Source organism: Candidatus Omnitrophota bacterium, from assembly GCA_030650275.1.
GTDB lineage: Bacteria > Omnitrophota > Gorgyraeia > Zapsychrales > Fredricksoniimonadaceae > JACPXN01.
On record JAUSEK010000014.1, the window covers coordinates 1 to 21,383 of the forward strand.

Consider the following 21,383-nt stretch of genomic DNA (forward strand, 5'->3'; position numbering starts at 1 on the left):
CGGTTTACCCATTTGGTTTTTCACCTCTAGGCATACATACAGATAAATTTCAAAAAATGTCCCCCCTTTACGGGACAAAAATCAAAAAAAATCTGTATATACGCACAGGGGCTCAGTTGGGTTCATATAGCTTGACTTGTCCGAGGGGGTGTTATAGGGGTGTTGTAAAGCAGATATGAAAGGAGAACGATGATCGCACCAATAGTACAAGACAAAAAAAGAAAACGATTCGTCATTTATACCCGATGTTCCACCGACGATCAGGCGCAAGGCGACTACACGACCCTTGACGCGCAGGCCCATCACTGCAAGAACATGATGGATGCCTTCGGCTACGAACTGGCAAGCTTCGGTGATAACGGCGTAATTAACGACGATGGCTATTCCGGAAAAGACCTGAATCGTCCCGGCATCCAAGCCATACTCAAAGACATTCAAAAAACAAAGTCTTTTGATGGCATTATCTTTTTCCGCCTAGACCGCCTGACCCGCAATCCTCGCGATCTCTACAGCATGATCGATCTTTTCAAGGCACAAGAAGTCGACTTCCTATCCGTCCGTGAGAATCTTGACAGCTCAACAGCCATCGGTCGGGTTGTCATCGGCATCATCGGATTGCTATCAGCTTTTGAGCGCGAACTCACCGGCGAACGCGTCAAAGCCTCACAGATCGCCCGGGCAAGACAAGGCAAATGGGTTGCCGGTCGACCGCCGTTCGGCTACAAACAAGTAAAAGACGGCGAACCGCTTCCAAACGGCAGACAGCCTCATAAAAATGAAATTGACGAAACGATAGCACCGCACATAAGACGCATTTTTGATCTAGCGGCTGAGAATAAAACCTTGAGCGAAATCGGAAACACCCTCATACAAAACGAAGTGCCGACCGCAAAGAAAATGTTGTGGCGAAAGCAAACGGTCGCAAAAATCATAAAGAATCCGTTCTACAAAGGCATAATCTCCTATTCCGGAGAACTCCATAAAGGCAACCATCTCGCCATTGTCGATGATGAACTCTGGGATAAAGCGAACCGAGTGATCTCGGCGAACCTGCCCGGTCACAGATTTAAGAAAATAGCTAAGGATTATAACCAGCGCTTGAAAGGATTACTGCGATGCGGGAAATGTGGGAGTAGTTTCGTCTGCGCCATAGCTCATAGCCATAATGGAAACATTTTTTATTATTATGAATGTAGCCGGGCGAGACAAAAACTCGGATGTGACACCAAGCGGATATCCGCTACGGCGTTTGATGAAGCGGTAATTGCCTTCTTTAGGCGGGCGTCAAAAGATCAGGAAATCATCGTGAAGGCGATGGGAAATGCGATCAAAGACAACGCAACCAAGCTGGATATCTACGACAAAGAAGTCAAAACACTACAGAAGAAGCTCGACATAGCGAAAAAAGCGGCGACTAAACTATTAAACCTCGCCATAGAAAAAGTAGTCTCAAAAGGCGTCACCTACTCAGATAAAATGGACGTATTAGAAAAAGAAGTCACCGTATTGGAAGATAAATTGTCTAAAGCGGTAGCGCACCGAAGGGCCGCGGATATGTCGATCCACTCCAGCGAGTATTTGTATTCAAACCTGCGGTTTGCCATGGCACATCTGGACAAAGCCCCGGCAGAGGCTCAGATAACCCTGCTAAAGGCCCTGATTAAGGCCATAGACATCCATGATGACCACGTAATAATGCGGATGTACATCGGGGAACCCTTCGAGGAACTAACCTGCCAAATTGACCCTAAAAAACAGGAAACCCTGCCCGTTGCTGTTACCAGCACCGAACAGGGTTCGCCTGAGCGTCAACAATGGCGGAGAGGCAGGGATTCGAACCCTGGAGCAGCCTTTCGACCGCCACACGCTTTCCGGGCGTGCGCCTTCAACCACTCGGCCACCTCTCCATTACCTCAAATTACTATATCAACTCACCGCGCCAGCATACATCTCCTGCCTCTGCTGCGTGATGCGCTCATCACTCAAATATTCATCATAAGTCGTGCCCAGACGGTCAATGAATCCGCCGGGGGTCAATTCCACGATGCGGTTGGCCGCTGTTTGCACGAGTTGATGGTCATGCGAAGAAAACAGGATGGTGCCCGGAAATGACTCCATCCCCCTGTTCAAGGAGGTGATGGCCTCCAGGTCCAAATGGTTGGTGGGCTCATCCAGGATGATCGCGTTGGCGCCGGTGAGCATCATGCGCGCCAGCATGCAGCGCACCTTCTCCCCTCCGGAAAGCACCCGTACCTTCTTTAAACTCTCCTCACCGGAAAAAAGCATGCGACCCAAAAACCCGCGTACAAAATTCTCATCCGTCTCTTTGGAATACTGCCGCAGCCAGTCCACAAGATTTAAGTCCATGTCGAAATATTTTGCATTCTCCTTGGGAAAATACGCGCGGCTGGTCGAGGCGCCCCACTTGAAGCTGCCGGAATCCGCCTGCACCTCCCCCATCAAGATCTGGAACAACACGGTCTTGGCCAGGCCGTTGGGCCCGACAAAGGCGATCTTGTCGCCTTTATTGACGTGCAGGGAAAAATCCTTGAACATCAACTGCCCGTCGATGGTCTTGGAGATCCCGTCCACAGACAGCACGTCATTACCGGCTTCGCGTTCGGGTTTGAAATTAATAAAAGGGTATTTGCGCGACGAAGGCCTGATCTCTTCCAGCGTCAACTTCTCCAATATTTTTTTGCGGGACGTGGCCTGCCGGGCCTTGGACGCGTTGGCGCTGAAACGCGCGATGAAATCCTGCAATTCCTTGCGCTTCTCTTCGGTCTTCTTATTGGCCTCTGAACGCTGGCGCAGGGCCAATTGACTGGCCTCCAGCCAAAAAGTGTAGTTGCCTGAATACAGTTGTATTTTACGAAAATCAATATCAGCGATGTGGGTGCATATCTTGTCCAGGAAATGGCGGTCGTGAGACACGACAATGGCGATGTTCTGAAAATTGGCCAGGAACTCTTCAAGCCACAGGCACGTTTCCACGTTGAGATGATTGGTGGGCTCGTCCAGAATGAGAATGTCCGGGTTGCCGAACAGCGCCTGGGCCAACAGCACGCGCACCTTCTGTGAACCTTCCAGCTGTTTCATGGGCAGGGCATGCAGGGACTCCTTGATGCCCAGATCGCTCAGCAATTTGGCGGCCTGACCTTCAGCATCCCACCCGTTCATCTCGGCAAATTCCGCTTCCAGTTCGGAGGCGCGCAAACCATCCGCGTCGGAGAAATCCGGCTTGGCGTAAAGCTCATCCTTCTCCTTCATGACGGCATACAATTTCTTATGCCCCATGATCACAGTGGTCAGGACGGTGAATTCATCAAAAGCGAACTGGTCCTGCTTGAGCACGGAGATGCGCTTGGCCGGAGCCACGCTCACCGTGCCCGCGGTGGTGTCGATCTCGCCGGAAAGGATCTTCAAAAAGGTGGATTTGCCCGAGCCATTGGCGCCGATGATGCCGTAGCAATTGCCCGGGTTAAAGGTGATGCTGGCCCCCTCAAAAAGGACGCGCTTGCCGAATTGTAAGGAAACGTTACTGACGGAAATCATAGAGCGGAAATTATAACATAAACGGGAATAAAAGGGGACACTTTATGGTGTCCCCTTTTTCACGTACAGCTGGGCAAAGGCGGTCTGGAAAATGTCCCAGGCCTGGGAGGCGTCCCTGGCATTGAGAACGGCCTGCCTGTTGGCGGGGTCCTGCATCACGCGGGCAATGGCCTGCAGGATCTGCACCTGCAGGGTATCATCGTTGTCGGGGACCAGGATGAGAAAAATAAAATTGCTGAGTTTGCCATCGGGGGAGTTCCAGTCCACACCGGAAAGCGACCTGGCGAAAATAATGACCGGTCTGCGCAAGCCGGCCAGGCGGGCATGCGGCAAAGCCACCCCTTCCTCAATGGCGGTGCCCATCATCTGTTCACGCTCCAAAACCATATGGACAATGGATTCATCATCGTAAGAATCATCTTCCTGGGCCGCGGCTTGTGCCAAAACCCGCAGGGCCTGTTCGCGATTTTCCACTTTAAGGGGAATGATGATGCCGCGGCGGCTGAAGAATTCAAACACGCTGACCTGCTTGCGCCGTCCCAGGCCCCAAGCCAGCCACGGCCCCATGACAATGGCCGTGATCAAGGCGCCGAAAACGATGCCGGTGAACACCGTCGGTGTGATCAGTTTGAACTCCAAAGCCAATAAACCCATGATGATCTCCATCATCCCGCCGGGCGTATGGGCAATGGCGATGGTCAAACGGTTGGTCTTGGGGATACGGCATAAAGAGACCCCGATCCAGGCGCCCAAAAAACGGACGCTGATGCCGATGATGGCGACAAAAAGCACGATGACCGGGTCAAAATAGGCCAGGAAATCCATTTTAAGCCCGATGCTGGTAAAAAAGAGGGGGACGAACACAGCATAGACCATCTGGGAAATGGTCTGGCGGGTCTTTTCCGAAATGGCCTTGGCCTCCCCGGCCATGATGCCGGCGAGCAAAAACCCGAATAAGGCGTGCAGGCCCACTTTTTGCGCCACGGCACCGCACAACAAGCCCAAAAGAAAAATAAACGTCAGGGACGCGGACGGCTCGGGCAATTTCAGGACCCTGATCCTGCTGATGACCCAATTGCTGAATACACGCCCGCCGGTCAGGCACAAAACCACGAACGCCACAGCCGTGACGATCATGATCCCCATTTGATCGAGGGGCGCTCCGGACTGGATAAAAAACCCGAACACAACGGTGAACACCAGCCACCCGATCATGTCGTTGACCGACAACGCCGACATGATGAGAAACCCCAGATCGGTCTTTTTGATGTGAAGATCATGCAGGGCGCGCGCGGTGATGGGCATGGCGCTGATCGTCAGCGCGGTCGCCATGAAAAAACAGAACATCAGTTTATTATCTAAGGAAACCAAATAGGAATTCGGCAGGAACCAGGCGCAGGCAAACCCCAGCACCATGGGCACGATGATATCGGTCAGCGCGATCTTTAAAGCATCGCCCCGGTGGCGCCAGGCGCTGGAAAAGTCGATCTCAAGGCCGGTTTCCAGCAAAAAGAAAAAAGCACCCAGCCACGCCACGGTCTCGAGCATGTGCTGCTGAACGGGATCATTGGGAAAAATAAAGCCATGGATCTGCGGGAAAAAACGGCCCAGGATGGTGGGGCCGAAAAAAACACCGACGAGGATCTCGGCGGTCAGGGCCGGCTGGCGGAAACGGGTGAACACTTCCCCCAAAAACCGGGCAAATCCGAGCAGGATGAACAATTGCAAAAGAAAAATAAAAATGTTCTGCTCATTCATAAGGCCATTTTAATGCATTTGCATATTTGTTCAAGTGATGTTACTCTATCTTTCATGACATCTTCAGAATTGAGTTTTGACGGGCTTGGAATCGCGCCCAGCATCCTGGCCGTCCTGGACCGGATGAAATTCACGGTCCCCACCCATATCCAGCACCACGCCATCCCCATTGCCATTGAAGGCAAGGACGTCATGGGTATTGCCCAGACAGGAACAGGCAAGACCCTGGCCTTCGGCATCCCCATACTCCAGCGCCTGGCGCAGATCAAAGGCAAGGCGTTGGTGGTTGTGCCCACGCGGGAATTGGCCGTGCAGGTGGACGAACATTTGCGTAAAATAACCCCGGTGCTGGGCCTTAAGACCGCGGTCCTCATCGGCGGCGACCCCATGCCAAGACAGCTCAGCGCTTTGAGGGCCCTGCCCCGCGTCATCATCGGTACGCCGGGCCGTATCCTGGACCATATTGAACAAAGGACCCTGCGGTTGAACGACGTCGGCATCGTTGTCCTGGATGAAGCGGACCGCATGCTGGACATGGGTTTCGCCCCGCAGATCCGCGATATCATGCGCCATGTCCCGGCCGAACGCCAGACCATGCTCTTTTCCGCGACCATGCCGGCCGAGGTCTTGAGCATCGCCAACAGTTACATGAAATTGCCGGTGCGCGTGGAAGTTGCCCCGTCGGGGACCGCGGCGGAGCACGTGACGCATGAAGTTTTCATCGTGCGCAAGGACTTGAAAAGCCAGCTTCTCGGCGAGATCCTGGACCAATACCGCGGGTCCATTTTGGTCTTCTGCCGGACCAAGTTCGGGGCCGCGCGCCTGACCCGCGCGATGCGCAACACCAAACACCGCGCCGCGGAGATCCACTCGGACCGTTCCCTGTCCCAGCGCCGGGAGTCCCTGGAAGGATTTAAAACCGGAAGATACCGCGTTTTGATCGCCACCGACATTGCGGCGCGCGGCATTGATGTCAAAGGCATTGAACTGGTCGTCAACTATGACCTGCCTGATGACCCGGAAAATTACGTACACCGCATCGGCCGCACCGGACGGGCCGGACACAGCGGGCACGCGATCTCTTTCGCCACCCCGGACCAGCGCAGCGACGTGGCCGGTATTGAACGGGTCATGAACGCGCGCCTGCCCATCTCCCTGTCCCATCCCAAAATTCCCCTGGAACAGTTCGAAAAACCGAAACTCGTCTTTAGTTCGTCAAGATTTTCTTCGCGCCGGCGGCGGAGATAAGAATTAAGGGGACACAATACTTAATTCCTAGGTGTTAACTACTGAATTAAGTATTGTGTCCCCTTAATTCAAATAACCCGGTCGTTGCCGCCGTCGATGGGGATCTGCGCGCCGGTGGTTTTAGCGAACACCTCACCCGCCAAAGCGCAAACCAGAACGGCAACGTCTTTTGAGGTGATCTCCACTTTCAAAAGGTTATTGGTTTTATACTCTTCAACGGAAAGCCCGTAACTCTTCGCCCGTTGCTTCAGGACATCCTTCGTCCATATCGCCGTATCAAAAACCTGATTAGGATGCACGACGTTAACGCGGATGCCTTTGGGCGCGAGTTCCAAAGCCGCCACCCGGGCCAATTGCGTTAACCCGGCCTTGGCCGCGGAATAAGCTGCCGCTCCCGGTCCCGGCGCCGCAACGTTCTTGGACCCCACCACGATCACCGACGGGTCAATGCCGTATTCCAGATACGGCAAACAGGCCTTGAGCAAACGCTGATGGCTGGTGAGGTTGATCGCCAAACTTTTTTCCCAAATTTCCTCGTTCATGTCTGCCAATGATCCGCTCGGCGGAAAGGTGCCGGCGTTGGACACGATGATATCCAAGCCCCCGAATTGCCCGACGCCCTGTTCAACGCCGCGAATGAGCGCTTGAGTATCAGTAACGTCGCAAACAATACCCAAGACATCGGGTGAAGTGAATTGACCGGCGATCTCCCGGCGCATATCCAGCGCAACCACATGCGCGCCCTGGGCCACGAGCGTCTCCACACAGGCCCTGCCAATGCCGCTTGATGCCCCGGTCACTAAAGCGACCTTGCCCTGCAGCGGTAATGCCCCAGATGCCTTTCCGCCGGAGGCGGATCCGCCTTTGGCGGACGCTAATTTGGCCTGTTCCAATTCCCAATATTCCATTTCAAAAATATCCTGTTCGGACAAAACCTTCCATCCGCCCATGCCTTGGGCCCATTGGATGGCCTCGACGGTATGGTCCACGATATCAGAAACAATGTCCGCTTCCGCCCTGCAACGGCCGAACGCAACCAGCCCTTGTCCGGGCCATACAGCCCAACGCGGCGCCGGGTCCAGAGAAGTCAGCTTTCCATTAGTGTTACGATCAAAATACGCGTGATAATTGCGGACATATTCCGTCACACTTTTCCGCGGGTCTTGACCGACGATCACAGGAATGGGTTTCGTGCGGATGACATGGTCCGGGGTCAGTGTTCCCCTTGAAGCAATGGCAGTGACATTGGACAGGCCGGCAAAACCCAGGGAGCGCGGATCATTTTTTAAACGGGCCATCACAGCCCTGCCCTGCGCTTTGGAAACCGCCTGACGCAAACGGACCAAAGCAGCCAGATCAACAGCGGGCTTTTGATGATGGACGGCGACCTTGATCTTCTGTTTGCGGATATAGTTTTCGGCCTTGCTGACAAGCAGGATCATGCGTTCATAACTGACCTTGGCATCATCCGCGAAGGTGAATATGCCGTGATTCAGCAGAACAATGCCTTCGCATGTTTTCCAATCAAGGCCCCGGGTCATTTCATAGACCTTGCGGGCCAAAATAAAACCCGGCATCACATACGGCACGACCAAAACACGTTTGCCGTAAAGTTCTTCAATGCGCCTGCGGCCATGGGGTGTATTGGTGATGGCCGCCACCGCGTCGGCGTGGGTATGGTCCACGAACCTGTGCGGGATGATGGCGTGCAAAATGGCTTCCACCGACGGGTTGGGCGCGTTGGGGTCCAGCATGGCCGCACGCTGTTCGCGCACCATCTGCGTATCTGTCAAACGCTTCATGGCTGCCATGCGTTTGAGCACATCCATTTTGACCGCGGCAAAGCCCTGCGTCTCAATGGCGGCCAGGTCCCAGCCGCTGGCCTTGATATACAAAACATCTTGGGTCACGCCGAAGAAATCCTTAACCAGCGCTTTGACCGATGTATTGCCCCCGCCGTGCAGGACCAGGGACGGTTCTTGGCCTAAAAGCCGCGACGTATAAACCCGCAACTTCAACAGGTCATGGCCGCAGGCCTTCGCTTCCTTTTTATTCCACAGGCTTTTCATACGATTTTCTCGTACAGACGCAGCATTGCTGCGTCTCTATTGCTTTTTGATCCAATCTTTGACTTCGGGGCTGGCCTGGGACTTTGCCTTTAAAACAATATACTGGTCGTTCTTTTTGTACAATTCGTTGCGGAATGTTTTGATCTCGCCGTAGCGTTGGGGTGGTACCCTGGCCCTTTTCATGCGCGTCAGGTTGTTGACGACAACGGTTTGTCCGTCCTTGCGGTAATCGGCGCTGACGTCCATGAAATCAACGCCCAGCTGGTAATCCTGCGGCACAAAATTCACCTGATACCCCTCGGGAACGTGATACGTGTTGGTATTCTTAACGAGGGTATTGGACGCGACAAAGATCGGATAGACCCGTTTTTGTTCGGCAAAATCCGGAACGTCGCTCTGGTCGCTCTCCTTTAAAAGGATCATGTCATTGGCCACGGGATAGGCGTTGGGCGCGATGTATTTCAGGTTAAAATGGACAGGGCCGTAACGGTCCTCCAGGCCCTTGACCTCCCTTTTGATCATGGTGCCGCCCTGGGTGAAAGAGGCCTCCAGGTGCTCAAAAAACTTGTCCTTATTCTGGTCGGTGGTGGAGGCCCAGGTCTCGCGGAAGGATTGTGACCCTTCCAGAGACATCCGGACCCTGACATCAAAAGTCGCGGAACCGTCGGGATGGACGGTGATATCGCTGGTGCTGACGATCGCGTTGTCCTCTTCTTTGGACACCGGCATGTTGTCAAAACGATACCCTTGTTCTTCAATGACCAAAAGGTGGGCGCGGTCATAGGCGCTTGGGCCTTGCCCGAAATCAAAACCCTTGGCCTGCGGGTCCACGAAATAATGCCCGTCGTCCATCAAAATTTCCAGAATGACGTGTTCAAACACCGACGGGTTAGGCAGGCCGCTTTGCGGATCGCCGCTAAACTCATTGGCAAACAGGCAAATGCGGGAACTGATGCCCACCAATTGGAGCATGTACCGGGCCAGAAGCGAAAGGTCCTTGCAATCGCCGTAACGGTCCTTAAAGACCTCATTGGTCGGGTGCGGTTCAACGGTGTGGTCGCCGAAATTCATGGCCACGTAACGGAAATTGTCCTGGATGAATTCTAGGATGGCGCGCGCTTTTTCTTTCTGTGGGACCTTGTCCCTGGTCAACTCCAGCGCCTTGACCGTGATCTCCGGGTCAGCCACGGTGTTCTTTACGATCAAAGCGCGATACCAGTCCGCCACCGCCTTCCAATCAGGAATGGAAGATAAAAACAAGCGGCCCCTGACCTCGTCGGCTGGAGGCATCAATTCCTCATCTTCAACGTAACCGGTCTCCTGATACGAAAAAACATATTTGACCAAACCGTCTTTTTTTGTGATCTGCGGCTGATCCTTGCTGTTCACGGCTTTAAAAACGATGGTCTTGTCCTGGGGAACGATATACGTATACCGCGCCGATTTGGTGGGGATGACCGACACAGGCACTTCGTCCCAAAATTGGCCGGGGATCTCTTTGCGGGAGATCTTGGTCTTGACCATCACGTCAATGATGCTGCCGATGTTGACCTGGGGGATGGTGACCACCTTGACGCGCATATCGGAATACAGGGGCGCCTGGTCATAGACCTGAAGGTCCTGGATATTGGTGGCGGGAAGCCTTTTGCCTTCCGGCGTTTCAACAAAGGCCTGGACGTCAACGATCTCCTCGCGGGCCTTATTGTAGGTGATGGGCCATTCCCCCAGCTCCTTGGCCGCTTCTTTCTGGATCTTCACCCTGGCGTGATACGTTTCCGTGAATGACCAGTCAGGGTTGATCGTCGTCTCATATTCGCTCAAAAGCGCGATATAGGGTTTGTCCGCGTGCTGGCCTTCCCAGGTCTTGGAGAATTCCACCTGGGTCTCGGCTTTGGCCAGGGCCTTGGCCACTTCCTGCGCCGGGGGCCCGGCGTAAACAAAGGAAGAAAAAATAAAAAATAAAAAAAATGAAAGAACGGCCTTAGTTTGGATCCTGGCTTTGTGAAAGTCCACGACGCGCGAATCCAAAAGGACATGACGCAATGCCAGCGGCTGTTTAAGGACAATCCCCTCCAGCGTGGTGCAGCGGCTTAGCGCCACATACAATTGACCGTGGGCAAAGGTGCCATAGCCGATGTCAATGATGACCTTGGAAAACGTCTGGCCTTGGGATTTGTGGATGGTCACGGCCCAGGCCAGTTTCAGGGGATACTGGGTGAAATGGCCGATGACCTTGGACGCCAACGCCTGGGCGTCCTCGTTGAAATAATACTGGCTGATCTCCCAGGTGTATTGCTTGACGTCCACCTCGGTCCCGTTTTCCAGGCGGACGATGATGACATCTTCCCCTCCCGGTTCCGGGCGGATGGCTTTGATGACCCCCAAAGACCCATTGACCCAGCGTTTTTCAGGATCATTGTTCAAAAGCATGATCTGCGCGCCGGGCTTTAATTCCAGAATGTCCGCGGTGGGCAAGGACTTGCGTTCAAATTCTCCGGCAATGGCGCCGTGGTAGACGCGGGCACGGCCGTCGAGACCTTTGAGGCGCTCCCCGTTGATCCGCTCGGCCAACGCATTGGTGGAAGTCAAAGAAATATAAAAATCGCCGGGCGCGAAAACTTTTACGGCATTAACGCGGGTATTGAGCGCGCTCAAATGATGACGTTCCAGCGTATCGGTGCGCACCGCGTTGAGCAAATGGATGAAGCCCTCGTCGGTTTGCCGGTAGATCTTGCTCAACTCAAGGACGTCAAAATCCAGGTCCTCTAGGACCTTGGCGGAAAAAAAGAATGGGGTCGGATAAACGGTCTTGAAAATGTCTTCTTCCCCGCGGGTCACCACCGGCGGCAGTTGGAACAAGTCGCCGAAAAATATCATCTGCACGCCGCCGAACGGCTTATCTGTTTCAGGCCCGTAAAGACGCAAAAAAGCGTCCACGCAGTCCAGAAGGTCGGCGCGCACCATGGAGATCTCATCAATGATAACGGCTTGCAATTTGCGGTACATGTCACGTTTCTTGCGGCGCACATGCAGGTCCGCTATCGCTTGCGGAGTGATGTCGGAACGGAATTGAAAAAAGGAATGGATGGTCTGGCCTTTGACGTTGATGGCGGCAACGCCGGTCGGCGCCAAAACAACGACGTTCTTTTCGGTGCGGTGGCGGAAATATTGCAGCAGCGTGGATTTTCCGGTGCCGGCCTTGCCGGTGACGAACACATGCCTGGACGTATTTTCCAGCGCGTCAAAAGCCGCGGCAAATTCTTCGCTAAAATCTAATTCCGCAAAATTCATAAAGGTACCTGTTGTAAAAGCTTATGGACCTTGACATTTTCCGCGCGGTCCGACGGGACCTCAATGATCGTTGAATTTCTTCCTCTGACCGCCTTGGTATAAGCCGTCAGGAAATCCTTTGGGGTCGAGGCCTTGGCGTATTCAAGCGCGAACATGCGGGCGGCCTCCGGGAAATCCACGCCGTGAGGGGTGGCGAAGAACTGCTCAAAGACATCTTCAAATTGGGCGATGGGCAAAAAAGAAAAAATGCCCCCTCCTCTGTTATTGAGGATGACGACCGTCACCGGGTATGGCGAATCCTTGAGCATGGCCAGGGAATTCAAATCGTGCAAGGCGGCCAAATCGCCGATCATCAGCGTGACCGGCGCTTTTAACCCTTGCGCAAAACCGCAGGCAGAGGCGATGGTACCGTCAATGCCGCTGGCCCCGCGGTTGCCGTTGATATGCACGCTATGGCCGTCAATGGCCGCGTAAAAATCCATGTCCCTGACCGGCATGCTGTTGGCCAAAAACAACCCGTGCTCCGCCGGAATGGCGCGCGATACCAGCCGCGCGGCCAGCGGTTCATTCAAATGCCCGTCTTCCCTTAAAAACCGGTCAATGAACACATCCGTGGTTTGATCGGCCCGGCCCAATGCTTTCAATAACGCCGATGCCCTGCGCTTCTTGACCAACGGCATAACGGCATCCACAAAAACGCCGACAGACGCGTGGATGCGCCGCGTCACCTGATGGGACGGATCATTACGCAAAGAATGGTTGATGACTGTCACGTAAGACATATTTTTGTGCTGCGCCACCCATTCATAATAACGTTTGGACGTCATCCGCCCGCCCAAATGAATGATGCCGTCGGTCCTCTTAAGCCAACGCTGTATTTTAGAGGACAACAATAAATGGTCAAAATAATGGATGACATGCCTATCGCTACAGCCCAGACGCAAGCCGCTGGAAATATCCGCAACGATCGGCCAACCCAATTTGGTGGCCAATTTCAGCGCGGCCTGTTGGTCGCTTTCCCCGCTGACCTTCCCGATGACGATGAGGCCGTTCTTGATCGCGTTAATATTTTTGACAACGGCATCCATGTCATTGATCGCCGCCACAGCCCCAGGATGATAAGTCGTATAGGCCTGATCCGATCTCGCCCAGGTGTTCAATCCCGCTGACAAGCGCCTGATGTCTGTCCTGTCGGCGACAGGCGCCAACGGTTCACGGAACATGCAATTGATATGAACAACACCCGGCGTTGCCGCAACGGCCTGATAAACCGCCTGGTCAATGGTTGTCAAAACATAGGCAGGATCGATCTCGGCATCAGGACAAGGCATGTCCATGGACCATTTGGCATAAGGACCGAAGATCTTGACCTGATCAATGGTCTGTACCGCGCCGGTCTGTCTTAATTCCGGCGGACGGTCCGCGGTCAAAACGATCAAAGGGAGTTTTTTCTTGGAGGCCTCGATCACAGCGGGCAGGACATTGGCCACCGCGGTGCCCGACGTGCAGATCAGAACAACGGGTTTCTTTGCCCCCGCGGCATAGCCCAAGGCATGGAATGCCAGTCCCCGCTCGTCAAAATGAACGAACGGTTTTGCTTTCGGATTTCTGGCAACGGCAACGCTTAAAGGGGCGGGACGCGAACCCGGGGCCAGACAGAAATATTCCACCCCACAGCGCGTCAATTCTTCAATGATGAGCGCGCCCCACCAATGATTGATATTAGGTATTTTCTTAAAGTCCATCAGGCGATGATCTTGATGAAATTACTGATCTTGTTTTCTATTTCCTGCCATTCCGCTTTGGGCTTGGACCCTTCCACGATCCCGGCACCGGCATACACCGAGAGCTGTCTGCCGCGGACCAGGGCGGAGCGGATGCCGACGACGAATTCCGCCCAATCCAAACCTACATAGCCCAATGGCCCGCCATACCATCCGCGGTCAAACGGCTCCAGCGCGCGGATCACAGCCATGGCCTTTTCCTTAGGCGCCCCGCCCAAAGCCGGGGTCGGATGCAGACATTGTAAGACATCTTCGTCTTTCACGCCATCCTTCAATTGTCCCTCAAATTTGGTCAACAAATGGTGGCCATTGCCCAAACTAAGGATACCGGATCTGGCTGTGTGGTCCAAACGCCGGCACAACCCGCCCAAATTTTCCCGGATGGCTTCAACGACCAGAGCATGCTCACGGGTATTCTTGGGCGAACGGGCCAATGCGATTTTCAAACGTCGGTCTTCCGCCGAAGTTTTTCCGCGCCGGCACGTCCCGGCCACCGCCTCGCTCAATACTCTACGGCCCTGGCGTTTGTACAAACGTTCGGGCGAAGCACCCAAAAATACCGATGGCCCAAATTGAAAACAAAAATGATAACTGTTGCGGGTGACCTTGCGCAGACGTTTGAGCATCACCCACGGGTTTAAAACGTCCATGAACGTCAGGATGGTCTTGCGGGCTAGGACCACCTTCCGGTATTTCCCGCGCTCAATGGCGGACAGGACGCTGTGGACATTCTTTTCCCATTGTTTGAAAGACGGATTGTCGCGGCGGGACACGGCTTTTAACGCGCTGTTTTTCAAAGACGCTTTCTCTTGGGAACGGTCCAGCTCCTTAATGATGCGGCCAAGGGCGACAGGACTTAAAGGTCCGACGAGATTACAGCAAAATATCATTCTGCCCCGGTCGCGAGCCAGTTCAAAACGCGGCAGGACGAAACGAAAGGATCCCGGAGTACGATCATCAAAACAAAACCCGCCGTACCATTGCAGATACGGATACTGCGGCCTTAAATATTTTCTTAAGCCACGAAACACCGACGGGTAATTGACCCGCCCGTTCCCCCGGACGCAGGCGGCTTCGCCGATTCCGGCAATGGCGGCGCTGTCATCCTGATTGGCCCCGTAGATCTTGACCGCGTTGTCCTGGGCCGCGAGCCATGCCAGAGGGTCTATGGGTTTGATCTTGATCTCAATGCGGTAAACAGGATGGCACTGCAGGATGGTCCGCGCGCGGGATATTTCCTGCGCCATGCGGACCTTGGCTTCACGGAAGGAACAAGGACGGTTACTTTTCGCCGACATAAATGGTGGCCGCCCCTCCCATCAAGGGGTGGGCGTGAATGCGGGTAAAACCCATTTGCTTTAAGATCTTGCAAAAACGCTCCCCATACGGGAAAGAAGCAACGGTCTGGTTCAAATACCGGTAGGCCTTCCAATTGCCGGACAAAAGAAAACCGACCGCCGGCACGATCCAGTTCAGGTATACCCGATGACCCGCCCTCAAGAAAACATTGCCGGGGATGGAAAATTCCAGGACCAGAACGCGGCCGCCTTTTTTAAGGACACGGTACATTTCCATCAAACCCAAACGCAGGTCCCCGACATTGCGGATGCCGAACGCAATGGCCGCGGCGTCAAAGGTATTTTCAACAAAAGGCAGGGCCTGGGCATCGCCTTTCTGCAGAATAATCCTGTCTTTTAATCGCGCGGCTTCTACTTTCCGGTTGGCGATGGCCAGCATCTTTTCCGCCATGTCCACACCGTGCACCGTGCGGACACGAGGATAACTTTGGGCTAAAATCATGGCCACATCCGCGGTGCCCGTGGCCAGGTCCAGAACGATCAGGCCCTCCCCCGGCGGCAAATACCGCGGCAATTGCCGGCGCCAGCGGATGTCCTGACCCAGCGACAAAACGTGGTTGAGAAAATCATACCGCGGGGAGATCGTGTCAAACATCTTCCACGATTCAGCCTTGGGGATGACCGGGTTTTTGCTATTTTCCATCAGGACTCTTTGACATTAGGACCGCTGATGTAATTAACGATGTCAATGAACTCTTTGACCTTTTTGGGGTCCTTCTTGCCCGGATTTCCGCTTTCTTCCACCCCGCTGTTCACGTCCACGGCATAGGGTTTTAAACCATTGACCGGCTCAATGACATTCTGGCTGTTGAGCCCGCCGGAAAGGATGATGGGAATGTTCTGGGACTTGATCTCTTTTAAAACAGTCCAGTCAAAGGTCTTGCCGGTGCCGCCGTATTCACCATCGCCGGCTGTGTCAAATAAAAAGGCGTCCACCTTATAAGGTGCCGTCACAGCGGGGTTAAAATCCGGCCCCACCCGAAAGGCCTTGATGATCTTGACCTGATAACGCCGCAGGCGATGGCAGAAATGATGGTCCTCATCGCCGTGCAACTGGACGGCGCGCAGGCCGCAATGGCCGATGATATCGCGGATGGCCCCCAGATTATTGTTCACAAAAATACCGACGGGGGTCACAAAAGGCGGCAGGGCCTCGATGATCTTCTTGGCCTTGGCCGGTCCTATAAAACGCGGGCTTTTCTTGTAAAAAATAAAACCCAGCGCCCAAGCGCCCAAATTCGCGCTTTTAAGCGCGTCTTCAAAACGGGTGATCCCGCAGACCTTAACGCGTACCATACATCACATCCTTGATTGTTTGTCCGATGTCTTCGGAAGCCATGAACGTCTCGCCGATCAAAACCGCGTGGGCACCGGCATCAGCCGCGCGTTGGACGTCGTCATGGGTTTTTAAACCGCTTTCCGCCACGATCACCTTATCTTTGGGGATGCGCGGGATCATGCGCAGGCATTGTTCCAAATCCACCTTAAACGTGCGCAGGTCGCGATTATTGACCCCGATGATGGAAGCCCCGCTTTTAATGGCACGGTCCAGCTCGCTTTCATCATGCACTTCCACCAGGGAGTCCAGGTCCAGCGCCTGCGCGGCCTGAGCAAGGTCTTTGAGCTGTGTATCGGAGAGCATGGCCGTGATCAGGAGGACCGCGGCGCCGCCATTAGAAGAGGCCTCGATGACCTGGCATTCGTCAATGATGAAATCCTTCATCAGCGTCGGAACAGGAAACGCTTCGCTGACCATTTTCAAATGATCCGGCTTGCCTAAAAAATATTTGTCCTCAGTCAGCACGGAAATGGCCGCGGCCTTGTGGTCCACATAAATTTTAGCAATGGCCAAAACGTCAAAATCCTTACGGAGGATGCCCCGTGAAGGCGAGGCCTTCTTGATCTCCGCGATGAGATTGATGTTGCCGGGTTTGGATATCGCTTTTTTGAAAATGCCGCGGGCGCGAGGACTCCTGACAAGGTTCTTTTTGAGGTCGTCGTAATAGGATCTCCGGCTGTCCAAAAGTGATCGTTTGTGAACAGCCATCATTTTAAGGAAGTCGGCGGACACGGCTGGTGAATTCCTTTAATTGCTCAAGTTTGGCCAATGCCCTGCCCGAATCCACGGCATGTTCGGCCATGCGCATGCCCTGGGGCAAATTTTGCACGGCCTCGGCAATGTAAAGCGCGTAGGCGGCATTGACGATAACGATATCACGCCGGTGGCCGTGTTCGCCTTTTAATATCTCCAAAGCGATCGCGGCGTTAACAGAAGGATTCCCGCCAATAAAATCTTTGACAGCCGCGCGGGCAATGCCCAGCTCGTCGGGGTCAATGTCATAAGAGATCACGTCCACACCGTTATATTCGCTCACAAAAGTCGTACCGGTGGTTGTGATCTCATCAAGCCCGTCACTGCCGTGAACGACCAGGGCGCGTTTTAACCCAAGCGCCTTGAGGACATGCGCCATGGGTTCGGTCAGATCGCGGCTATAAACACCCATGATCTGGTGTGTCGCCTGCGCCGGATTGGTCAAAGGCCCTAAAATGTTAAAAATGGTCTTCACACCCATGGCCTTGCGCACAGGCGCCACATTCTGCATGGCCGGATGCAGGCGCTGGGCGAACAAAAACGCGATGCCGACCTCATCCAGACATTCGTTGAGATAACGTTCTTCCATATCAATGCCCACCCCCAGCGCTTCCAGGACATCCGCACTGCCGCAGGCGCCGGAGGCCGAACGGTTGCCGTGCTTGGCCACGACCACACCGCAGGACGCAACGACCAGGGCGGCCAGCGTTGAAATATTGAATGTCCCTTTCTGGTCCCCGCCGGTGCCGCAGGTGTCCAGCACAACACCGTGTTTGGTTTTGACCGGCACAACGAATTTGCGCATGATCAGCGCCGCCGCGGTGATCTCTTCCACCGTCGGACCTTTGGCATTGAGGGCCAGCAAAAAATCGCGGATATCATCAACCGAAACGTGGCCGGCCATGATGAGTTCCATCACGACCGTGATCTCCTCATGGGTCAGGTTCTGCCCCTGCTGAATTTTTTGGACGTAATCCAACATAAAATTATAAAGACAAAAAATTCTTGAGGATGTTTTTGCCTTCCTTGGTCAGAATGGATTCGGGATGGAACTGCACGCCCCAGACAGGCAAACTTTTATGGCGAACGCCCATGAGCTCCCCGTCGTCGGTGGTCCACGCCGTCACCTGCAGGCAATCCGGCAAGGTCGCGCGGTCAATGACCAAGGAATGATAGCGGGTGGCTTCAAAAGGATGTGGTAAACCCTTAAAAAGGTCTTTGCCGTCATGCTCGATCATGGACGTTTTGCCATGCATGAGACGTTTGGCATTAATGATCTTTCCGCCATAAGCATACCCGATACCCTGATGCCCCAGACAAACGCCCAGGATCGGGACCGTTCCTGCCAGTTCCTTGATGATGGCCACCGAAATGCCAGCGTCTTCCGGACGGCCCGGCCCCGGAGAAATGACGATCTTTTCCGGTTTCATGGCGCGGATGTCCGCGACGCTCAAGGCATCATTGCGGAAAACCTTCATGTCCGCGCCCAACTCGCCGAAATACTGCACGAGATTGTACGTGAACGAATCATAATTGTCGATCATCAGGATCATATTATTCTTTTTCTCTCGATACCTTCGCGCCGATGGCGATCAATTTCTGATCCAAACCCTCATAACCGCGGTCAAGATGGTAAATGCGGTGAATTTCGGTCTTGCCTTTGGCGGCCAGCCCCGCGATCACCAGCGCGGCAGAGGCGCGCAAGTCGGACGCCATGACCGGAGCCCCATACAATTGCTTGACGCCCTCAATGATGGCGCTGCCTCCCTCGCGGCGTATCTGCGCGCCCATACGAAGCAATTCCGCGATGTGCATGAACCGGTCGGGAAAAACCTTATCTGTAATAACGCTCACCCCGGGAGTGATGGCCATCAGCGCCATGTACTGGGCCTGCAGGTCTGTCGGAAAACCCGGATGCGGATAGGTGGTGACGCTGGCCGGCCGCAGTTTCCTGCGGCATTTGACGCGAATATCATTTCCCACGCGCACAACGTCTGCCCCGACATATTGCAATTTATCCACCAAAGCAAGCAAATGATCGTAGTTAGCATTCTTGATCAAAATATCACTTTTAAGGGCCGCGGCCAGGATCAAAAACGTCCCTGCCTCAATGCGGTCGGACGACATTTTAAAGGCCGCGCCGTTGAGTTGGCGCACCCCGTTGATGACAATGTGCGGCGTGCCATGCCCGTGGATCCTGGCGCCCATGGCGCTTAAAAAATTGCCTAGGTCCTCAACCTCCGGCTCGCAGGCCGCGGACTCGATGATGGTTTCCCCCTGCGCCAGGACAGCCGCCATCATCACGTTGGCGGTCGCCAGCACCGACGAGCCGAACACTCCACCCAGATACACCTGCGCGCCTTTTAATTTCGGCGCGCGGACGATCACGTAACCGCCTTCCATTTCCACCTTGGCGCCCAGGGCGATAACGCCTTTCATATGCAGGTCCACCGGCCGGACACCGATGATGCATCCGCCGGGCAAAGAGACCTGGGCCTTGCCCAATTTCCCAAGCAAGGGGCCCAGCACGCAAAATGACCCGCGCATGGTGGAGACCAATTTATAATCAGCGACATGCTTGTTCGCAGAACCGCTGATGCTCACCTGATCGCCGCTGACCTCAACCGTCTTGCCCAACGTGCGCAATAATCTGCACATCGTGGTCGTGTCGCGCAATTTCGGCACGTTGCGGATCATGCAAGGCTGGTCCGTCAAAATGGTGGCGGCCAGGATCGGTAGGGTCGCGTTTTTTGAACCGCTGACCCTGATCTCCCCTTTTAATGATCTGCCGCCTTCAATGACGAATTTTTCCATGCAAAATCCTCTCTTTTCCGTTTAAATCATGCAAAATTTCAATATGGGAAAAGGCCCGGGTTTGTTCACATAGCGCGCGCAGGGCAAAACCCTGTCCGTCGCCGAACTCCATCATAAGGCAACCGCCCTTTCTTAGCAAGGGGGGACTGGATTTTATAAGCATTTGACAAAATTTTAAACCGTCTTCTCCCCCGTCCAAGGCCAATCGGGGCTCTTTTTGCACGTCCGCGGGTAAAGAAGCGATTTGTCTGGAAGGAATGTAGGGCGGGTTGGAAACGACCATATCAAATTGTACGGGCGTATGGCCATACGCCCCTACGGATAAATATTCATTCATATCCGCCCGCACAAAATCAATGCGGTCCGCCACGCCGTGCGCGACAGCATTTTCGTGCGCAATAGCCAACGCATCATTGGAAATATCTATCGCCGTGACCCGCGCCTGCGGAATATGTTTGGTCAGGGTCACGGCAATATTACCGGAACCTGTACCGATATCCAAGATGCTGGAACCCTTGAACCGCCGCAAGGCCTCTTCGACCAGAATTTCTGTCTCCGGCCGCGGAACCAAAACCGCAGGGTTGACCTTGAATTCCAGACCGAAAAAATTGCAAGAGCCCAAAATGTATTGTAGAGGTTCGCCCGCCTTGCGACGTGTCACATATTCATCGAATTGCTGCTGTTGTTGGGAAGTCAAAACCGGCTTGTTCAGGTGCAGGTCAATACGGCGGCAATCCAGGATATGAGTAAGAATAATCTCATCTTCAGACATGCCGAAATTATAGCAGGTATCACATTATGTGATAGCAAGATTCTTATTCTCAGGAGTAACGATAAATCCTATTTTGGTCTTCTTATATCCTTCATTCGGATAGGTCATCAATCTTTTGATGGCCTCAAAAACGTCCCCAAATTGCCCATCATATTTCTTCTCCATTTCTTCAATCTTTTGTCTAAGCTCCTTATGAGTAGCCATGATCTCGCGTAATTTGACAAAAGCACGCATTATGGCAATATTGACCAGCACCGCCCGCTTGCTTTTTAACACACTGGACAACATCGCCACTCCCTGTTCTGTAAAAACATACGGTGAATACTTAATATTCTGACCCTGTTTCAAGGTCACAATTTGTGACCTTGAATCGGGTTCGTTTAAGGTCACATTTTGTGACCTTAAAGCGTCGGCTTCCTCCCGTGTTAATTGAAACATAAAATCTTCAGGAAATCTGTCCCTATTACGTTTGACCTGTTGATTCAATTGCTTTGTATTTACCTCATAAAGCATGGCCAAATCGTGGTCAATCATCACCTTCTGACCGCGGATCAAATAGATCTTTTGTGCGATGAAATTGTGAGTTAAGACGTTTGATGTGTTTGGTTTTGCGGACATAAATCCCCCTTTGAATAGAAAGTT

Annotated in this window: 17 protein-coding genes and 1 tRNA gene; 1 reads left to right on the forward strand and 17 read right to left on the reverse strand. The window is 53.6% G+C overall.

Annotation, left to right across the window (positions count from 1 at the left end; genetic code table 11):
- Positions 1-81: 81 nt before the first annotated feature.
- From Q7K71_03875 to Q7K71_03895, 5 genes are all read right to left on the reverse strand, one after another.
- Complete coding sequence (locus Q7K71_03875; protein MDO8675239.1) at positions 82-417, reverse strand: hypothetical protein; 336 nt, start codon at positions 415-417, stop codon at positions 82-84.
- A 405-nt stretch (positions 418-822) separates the two neighbouring features.
- Positions 823-1,062, reverse strand: coding sequence for a hypothetical protein (locus tag Q7K71_03880; protein ID MDO8675240.1), 240 nt, complete (start codon positions 1,060-1,062; stop codon positions 823-825).
- 753 nt (positions 1,063-1,815) lie between these two features.
- A tRNA-Ser gene (locus Q7K71_03885) sits at positions 1,816-1,907 on the reverse strand.
- 19 nt (positions 1,908-1,926) lie between these two features.
- The gene (locus Q7K71_03890) at positions 1,927-3,555 is read right to left on the reverse strand and encodes an ATP-binding cassette domain-containing protein (protein ID MDO8675241.1); all 1,629 of its coding nucleotides are present in this window, start codon (positions 3,553-3,555) and stop codon (positions 1,927-1,929) included.
- Between the two features lie 42 nt (positions 3,556-3,597).
- The gene (locus Q7K71_03895) at positions 3,598-5,313 is read right to left on the reverse strand and encodes a cation:proton antiporter (protein MDO8675242.1); all 1,716 of its coding nucleotides are present in this window, start codon (positions 5,311-5,313) and stop codon (positions 3,598-3,600) included.
- Positions 5,314-5,367: 54 nt separating this feature from the next.
- On the opposite strand from Q7K71_03895, the gene Q7K71_03900 reads away from it, so the two are divergent.
- Positions 5,368-6,561, forward strand: a complete 1,194-nt coding sequence (locus Q7K71_03900) for a DEAD/DEAH box helicase (GenBank protein MDO8675243.1) — start codon at positions 5,368-5,370, stop codon at positions 6,559-6,561.
- A gap of 68 nt (positions 6,562-6,629) precedes the next feature.
- Here the strand turns inward: Q7K71_03900 and Q7K71_03905 are convergent, their stop codons facing one another.
- From Q7K71_03905 to Q7K71_03960, 12 genes are read right to left on the reverse strand one after another with little or no spacing between them, the layout of a single operon-like run.
- Positions 6,630-8,630 carry a bifunctional aldolase/short-chain dehydrogenase gene (locus Q7K71_03905; protein ID MDO8675244.1) on the reverse strand — a complete coding sequence of 667 codons (2,001 nt, stop codon included), beginning with the start codon at positions 8,628-8,630 and terminating at the stop codon, positions 6,630-6,632.
- Positions 8,631-8,666: 36 nt separating this feature from the next.
- The gene (locus Q7K71_03910) at positions 8,667-11,921 is read right to left on the reverse strand and encodes a DUF3857 domain-containing protein (GenBank protein MDO8675245.1); all 3,255 of its coding nucleotides are present in this window, start codon (positions 11,919-11,921) and stop codon (positions 8,667-8,669) included.
- Positions 11,918-13,666: a 2-succinyl-5-enolpyruvyl-6-hydroxy-3-cyclohexene-1-carboxylic-acid synthase gene (gene menD, locus Q7K71_03915; protein ID MDO8675246.1), complete on the reverse strand. Its 1,749-nt coding sequence runs from the start codon at positions 13,664-13,666 to the stop codon at positions 11,918-11,920. The genes Q7K71_03910 and menD overlap by 4 nt, the downstream gene beginning before the upstream one ends.
- A complete protein-coding gene (locus Q7K71_03920) occupies positions 13,666-15,003 on the reverse strand; it encodes an isochorismate synthase (protein MDO8675247.1) in 1,338 nt (445 codons plus the stop codon). The genes menD and Q7K71_03920 overlap by 1 nt, the downstream gene beginning before the upstream one ends.
- Entirely contained in the window at positions 14,987-15,706 is a 720-nt protein-coding gene (ubiE, locus tag Q7K71_03925; protein ID MDO8675248.1) for a bifunctional demethylmenaquinone methyltransferase/2-methoxy-6-polyprenyl-1,4-benzoquinol methylase UbiE, read from the reverse strand. Before ubiE ends, Q7K71_03920 begins: the two co-directional genes overlap by 17 nt.
- The gene (locus Q7K71_03930; protein MDO8675249.1) at positions 15,706-16,359 is read right to left on the reverse strand and encodes a phosphoribosylanthranilate isomerase; all 654 of its coding nucleotides are present in this window, start codon (positions 16,357-16,359) and stop codon (positions 15,706-15,708) included. Before Q7K71_03930 ends, ubiE begins: the two co-directional genes overlap by 1 nt.
- The gene (gene trpC, locus Q7K71_03935; GenBank protein MDO8675250.1) at positions 16,346-17,134 is read right to left on the reverse strand and encodes an indole-3-glycerol phosphate synthase TrpC; all 789 of its coding nucleotides are present in this window, start codon (positions 17,132-17,134) and stop codon (positions 16,346-16,348) included. Before trpC ends, Q7K71_03930 begins: the two co-directional genes overlap by 14 nt.
- Positions 17,115-18,137 carry an anthranilate phosphoribosyltransferase gene (trpD, locus tag Q7K71_03940; protein MDO8675251.1) on the reverse strand — a complete coding sequence of 341 codons (1,023 nt, stop codon included), beginning with the start codon at positions 18,135-18,137 and terminating at the stop codon, positions 17,115-17,117. Before trpD ends, trpC begins: the two co-directional genes overlap by 20 nt.
- Before the next feature lie 4 nt (positions 18,138-18,141).
- Entirely contained in the window at positions 18,142-18,708 is a 567-nt protein-coding gene (locus Q7K71_03945; GenBank protein ID MDO8675252.1) for an aminodeoxychorismate/anthranilate synthase component II, read from the reverse strand.
- A 1-nt stretch (position 18,709) separates the two neighbouring features.
- Positions 18,710-19,969, reverse strand: a complete 1,260-nt coding sequence (murA, locus tag Q7K71_03950) for a UDP-N-acetylglucosamine 1-carboxyvinyltransferase (GenBank protein MDO8675253.1) — start codon at positions 19,967-19,969, stop codon at positions 18,710-18,712.
- Complete coding sequence (gene prmC / locus Q7K71_03955) at positions 19,950-20,741, reverse strand: peptide chain release factor N(5)-glutamine methyltransferase (GenBank protein MDO8675254.1); 792 nt, start codon at positions 20,739-20,741, stop codon at positions 19,950-19,952. Before prmC ends, murA begins: the two co-directional genes overlap by 20 nt.
- Positions 20,742-20,765: 24 nt before the next feature.
- Positions 20,766-21,359 (reverse strand): ORF6N domain-containing protein, encoded by a 594-nt coding sequence (locus Q7K71_03960; protein MDO8675255.1) that lies wholly within the window; start codon positions 21,357-21,359, stop codon positions 20,766-20,768.
- Positions 21,360-21,383: the final 24 nt, after the last annotated feature.

Excerpts from the sequence above, each read along its gene's own strand:
- Q7K71_03905 (MDO8675244.1), bottom strand. The coding sequence starts at position 8,630 with ATGAAAAGCCTGTGGAATAAAAAGGAAGCGAAGGCCTGCGGCCATGAC.
- Q7K71_03890 (MDO8675241.1), bottom strand. The coding sequence starts at position 3,555 with ATGATTTCCGTCAGTAACGTTTCCTTACAATTCGGCAAGCGCGTCCTT.
- prmC (MDO8675254.1), bottom strand. The coding sequence starts at position 20,741 with ATGTCTGAAGATGAGATTATTCTTACTCATATCCTGGATTGCCGCCGT.
- Q7K71_03910 (MDO8675245.1), bottom strand. The coding sequence starts at position 11,921 with ATGAATTTTGCGGAATTAGATTTTAGCGAAGAATTTGCCGCGGCTTTT.
- Q7K71_03960 (MDO8675255.1), bottom strand. The coding sequence starts at position 21,359 with ATGTCCGCAAAACCAAACACATCAAACGTCTTAACTCACAATTTCATC.
- Q7K71_03900 (MDO8675243.1), top strand. The coding sequence starts at position 5,368 with ATGACATCTTCAGAATTGAGTTTTGACGGGCTTGGAATCGCGCCCAGC.
- menD (MDO8675246.1), bottom strand. The coding sequence starts at position 13,666 with ATGGACTTTAAGAAAATACCTAATATCAATCATTGGTGGGGCGCGCTC.
- Q7K71_03945 (MDO8675252.1), bottom strand. The coding sequence starts at position 18,708 with ATGATCCTGATGATCGACAATTATGATTCGTTCACGTACAATCTCGTG.
- Q7K71_03930 (MDO8675249.1), bottom strand. The coding sequence starts at position 16,359 with ATGGTACGCGTTAAGGTCTGCGGGATCACCCGTTTTGAAGACGCGCTT.
- ubiE (MDO8675248.1), bottom strand. The coding sequence starts at position 15,706 with ATGGAAAATAGCAAAAACCCGGTCATCCCCAAGGCTGAATCGTGGAAG.
- trpD (MDO8675251.1), bottom strand. The coding sequence starts at position 18,137 with ATGTTGGATTACGTCCAAAAAATTCAGCAGGGGCAGAACCTGACCCAT.
- Q7K71_03920 (MDO8675247.1), bottom strand. The coding sequence starts at position 15,003 with ATGTCGGCGAAAAGTAACCGTCCTTGTTCCTTCCGTGAAGCCAAGGTC.
- Q7K71_03895 (MDO8675242.1), bottom strand. The coding sequence starts at position 5,313 with ATGAATGAGCAGAACATTTTTATTTTTCTTTTGCAATTGTTCATCCTG.
- murA (MDO8675253.1), bottom strand. The coding sequence starts at position 19,969 with ATGGAAAAATTCGTCATTGAAGGCGGCAGATCATTAAAAGGGGAGATC.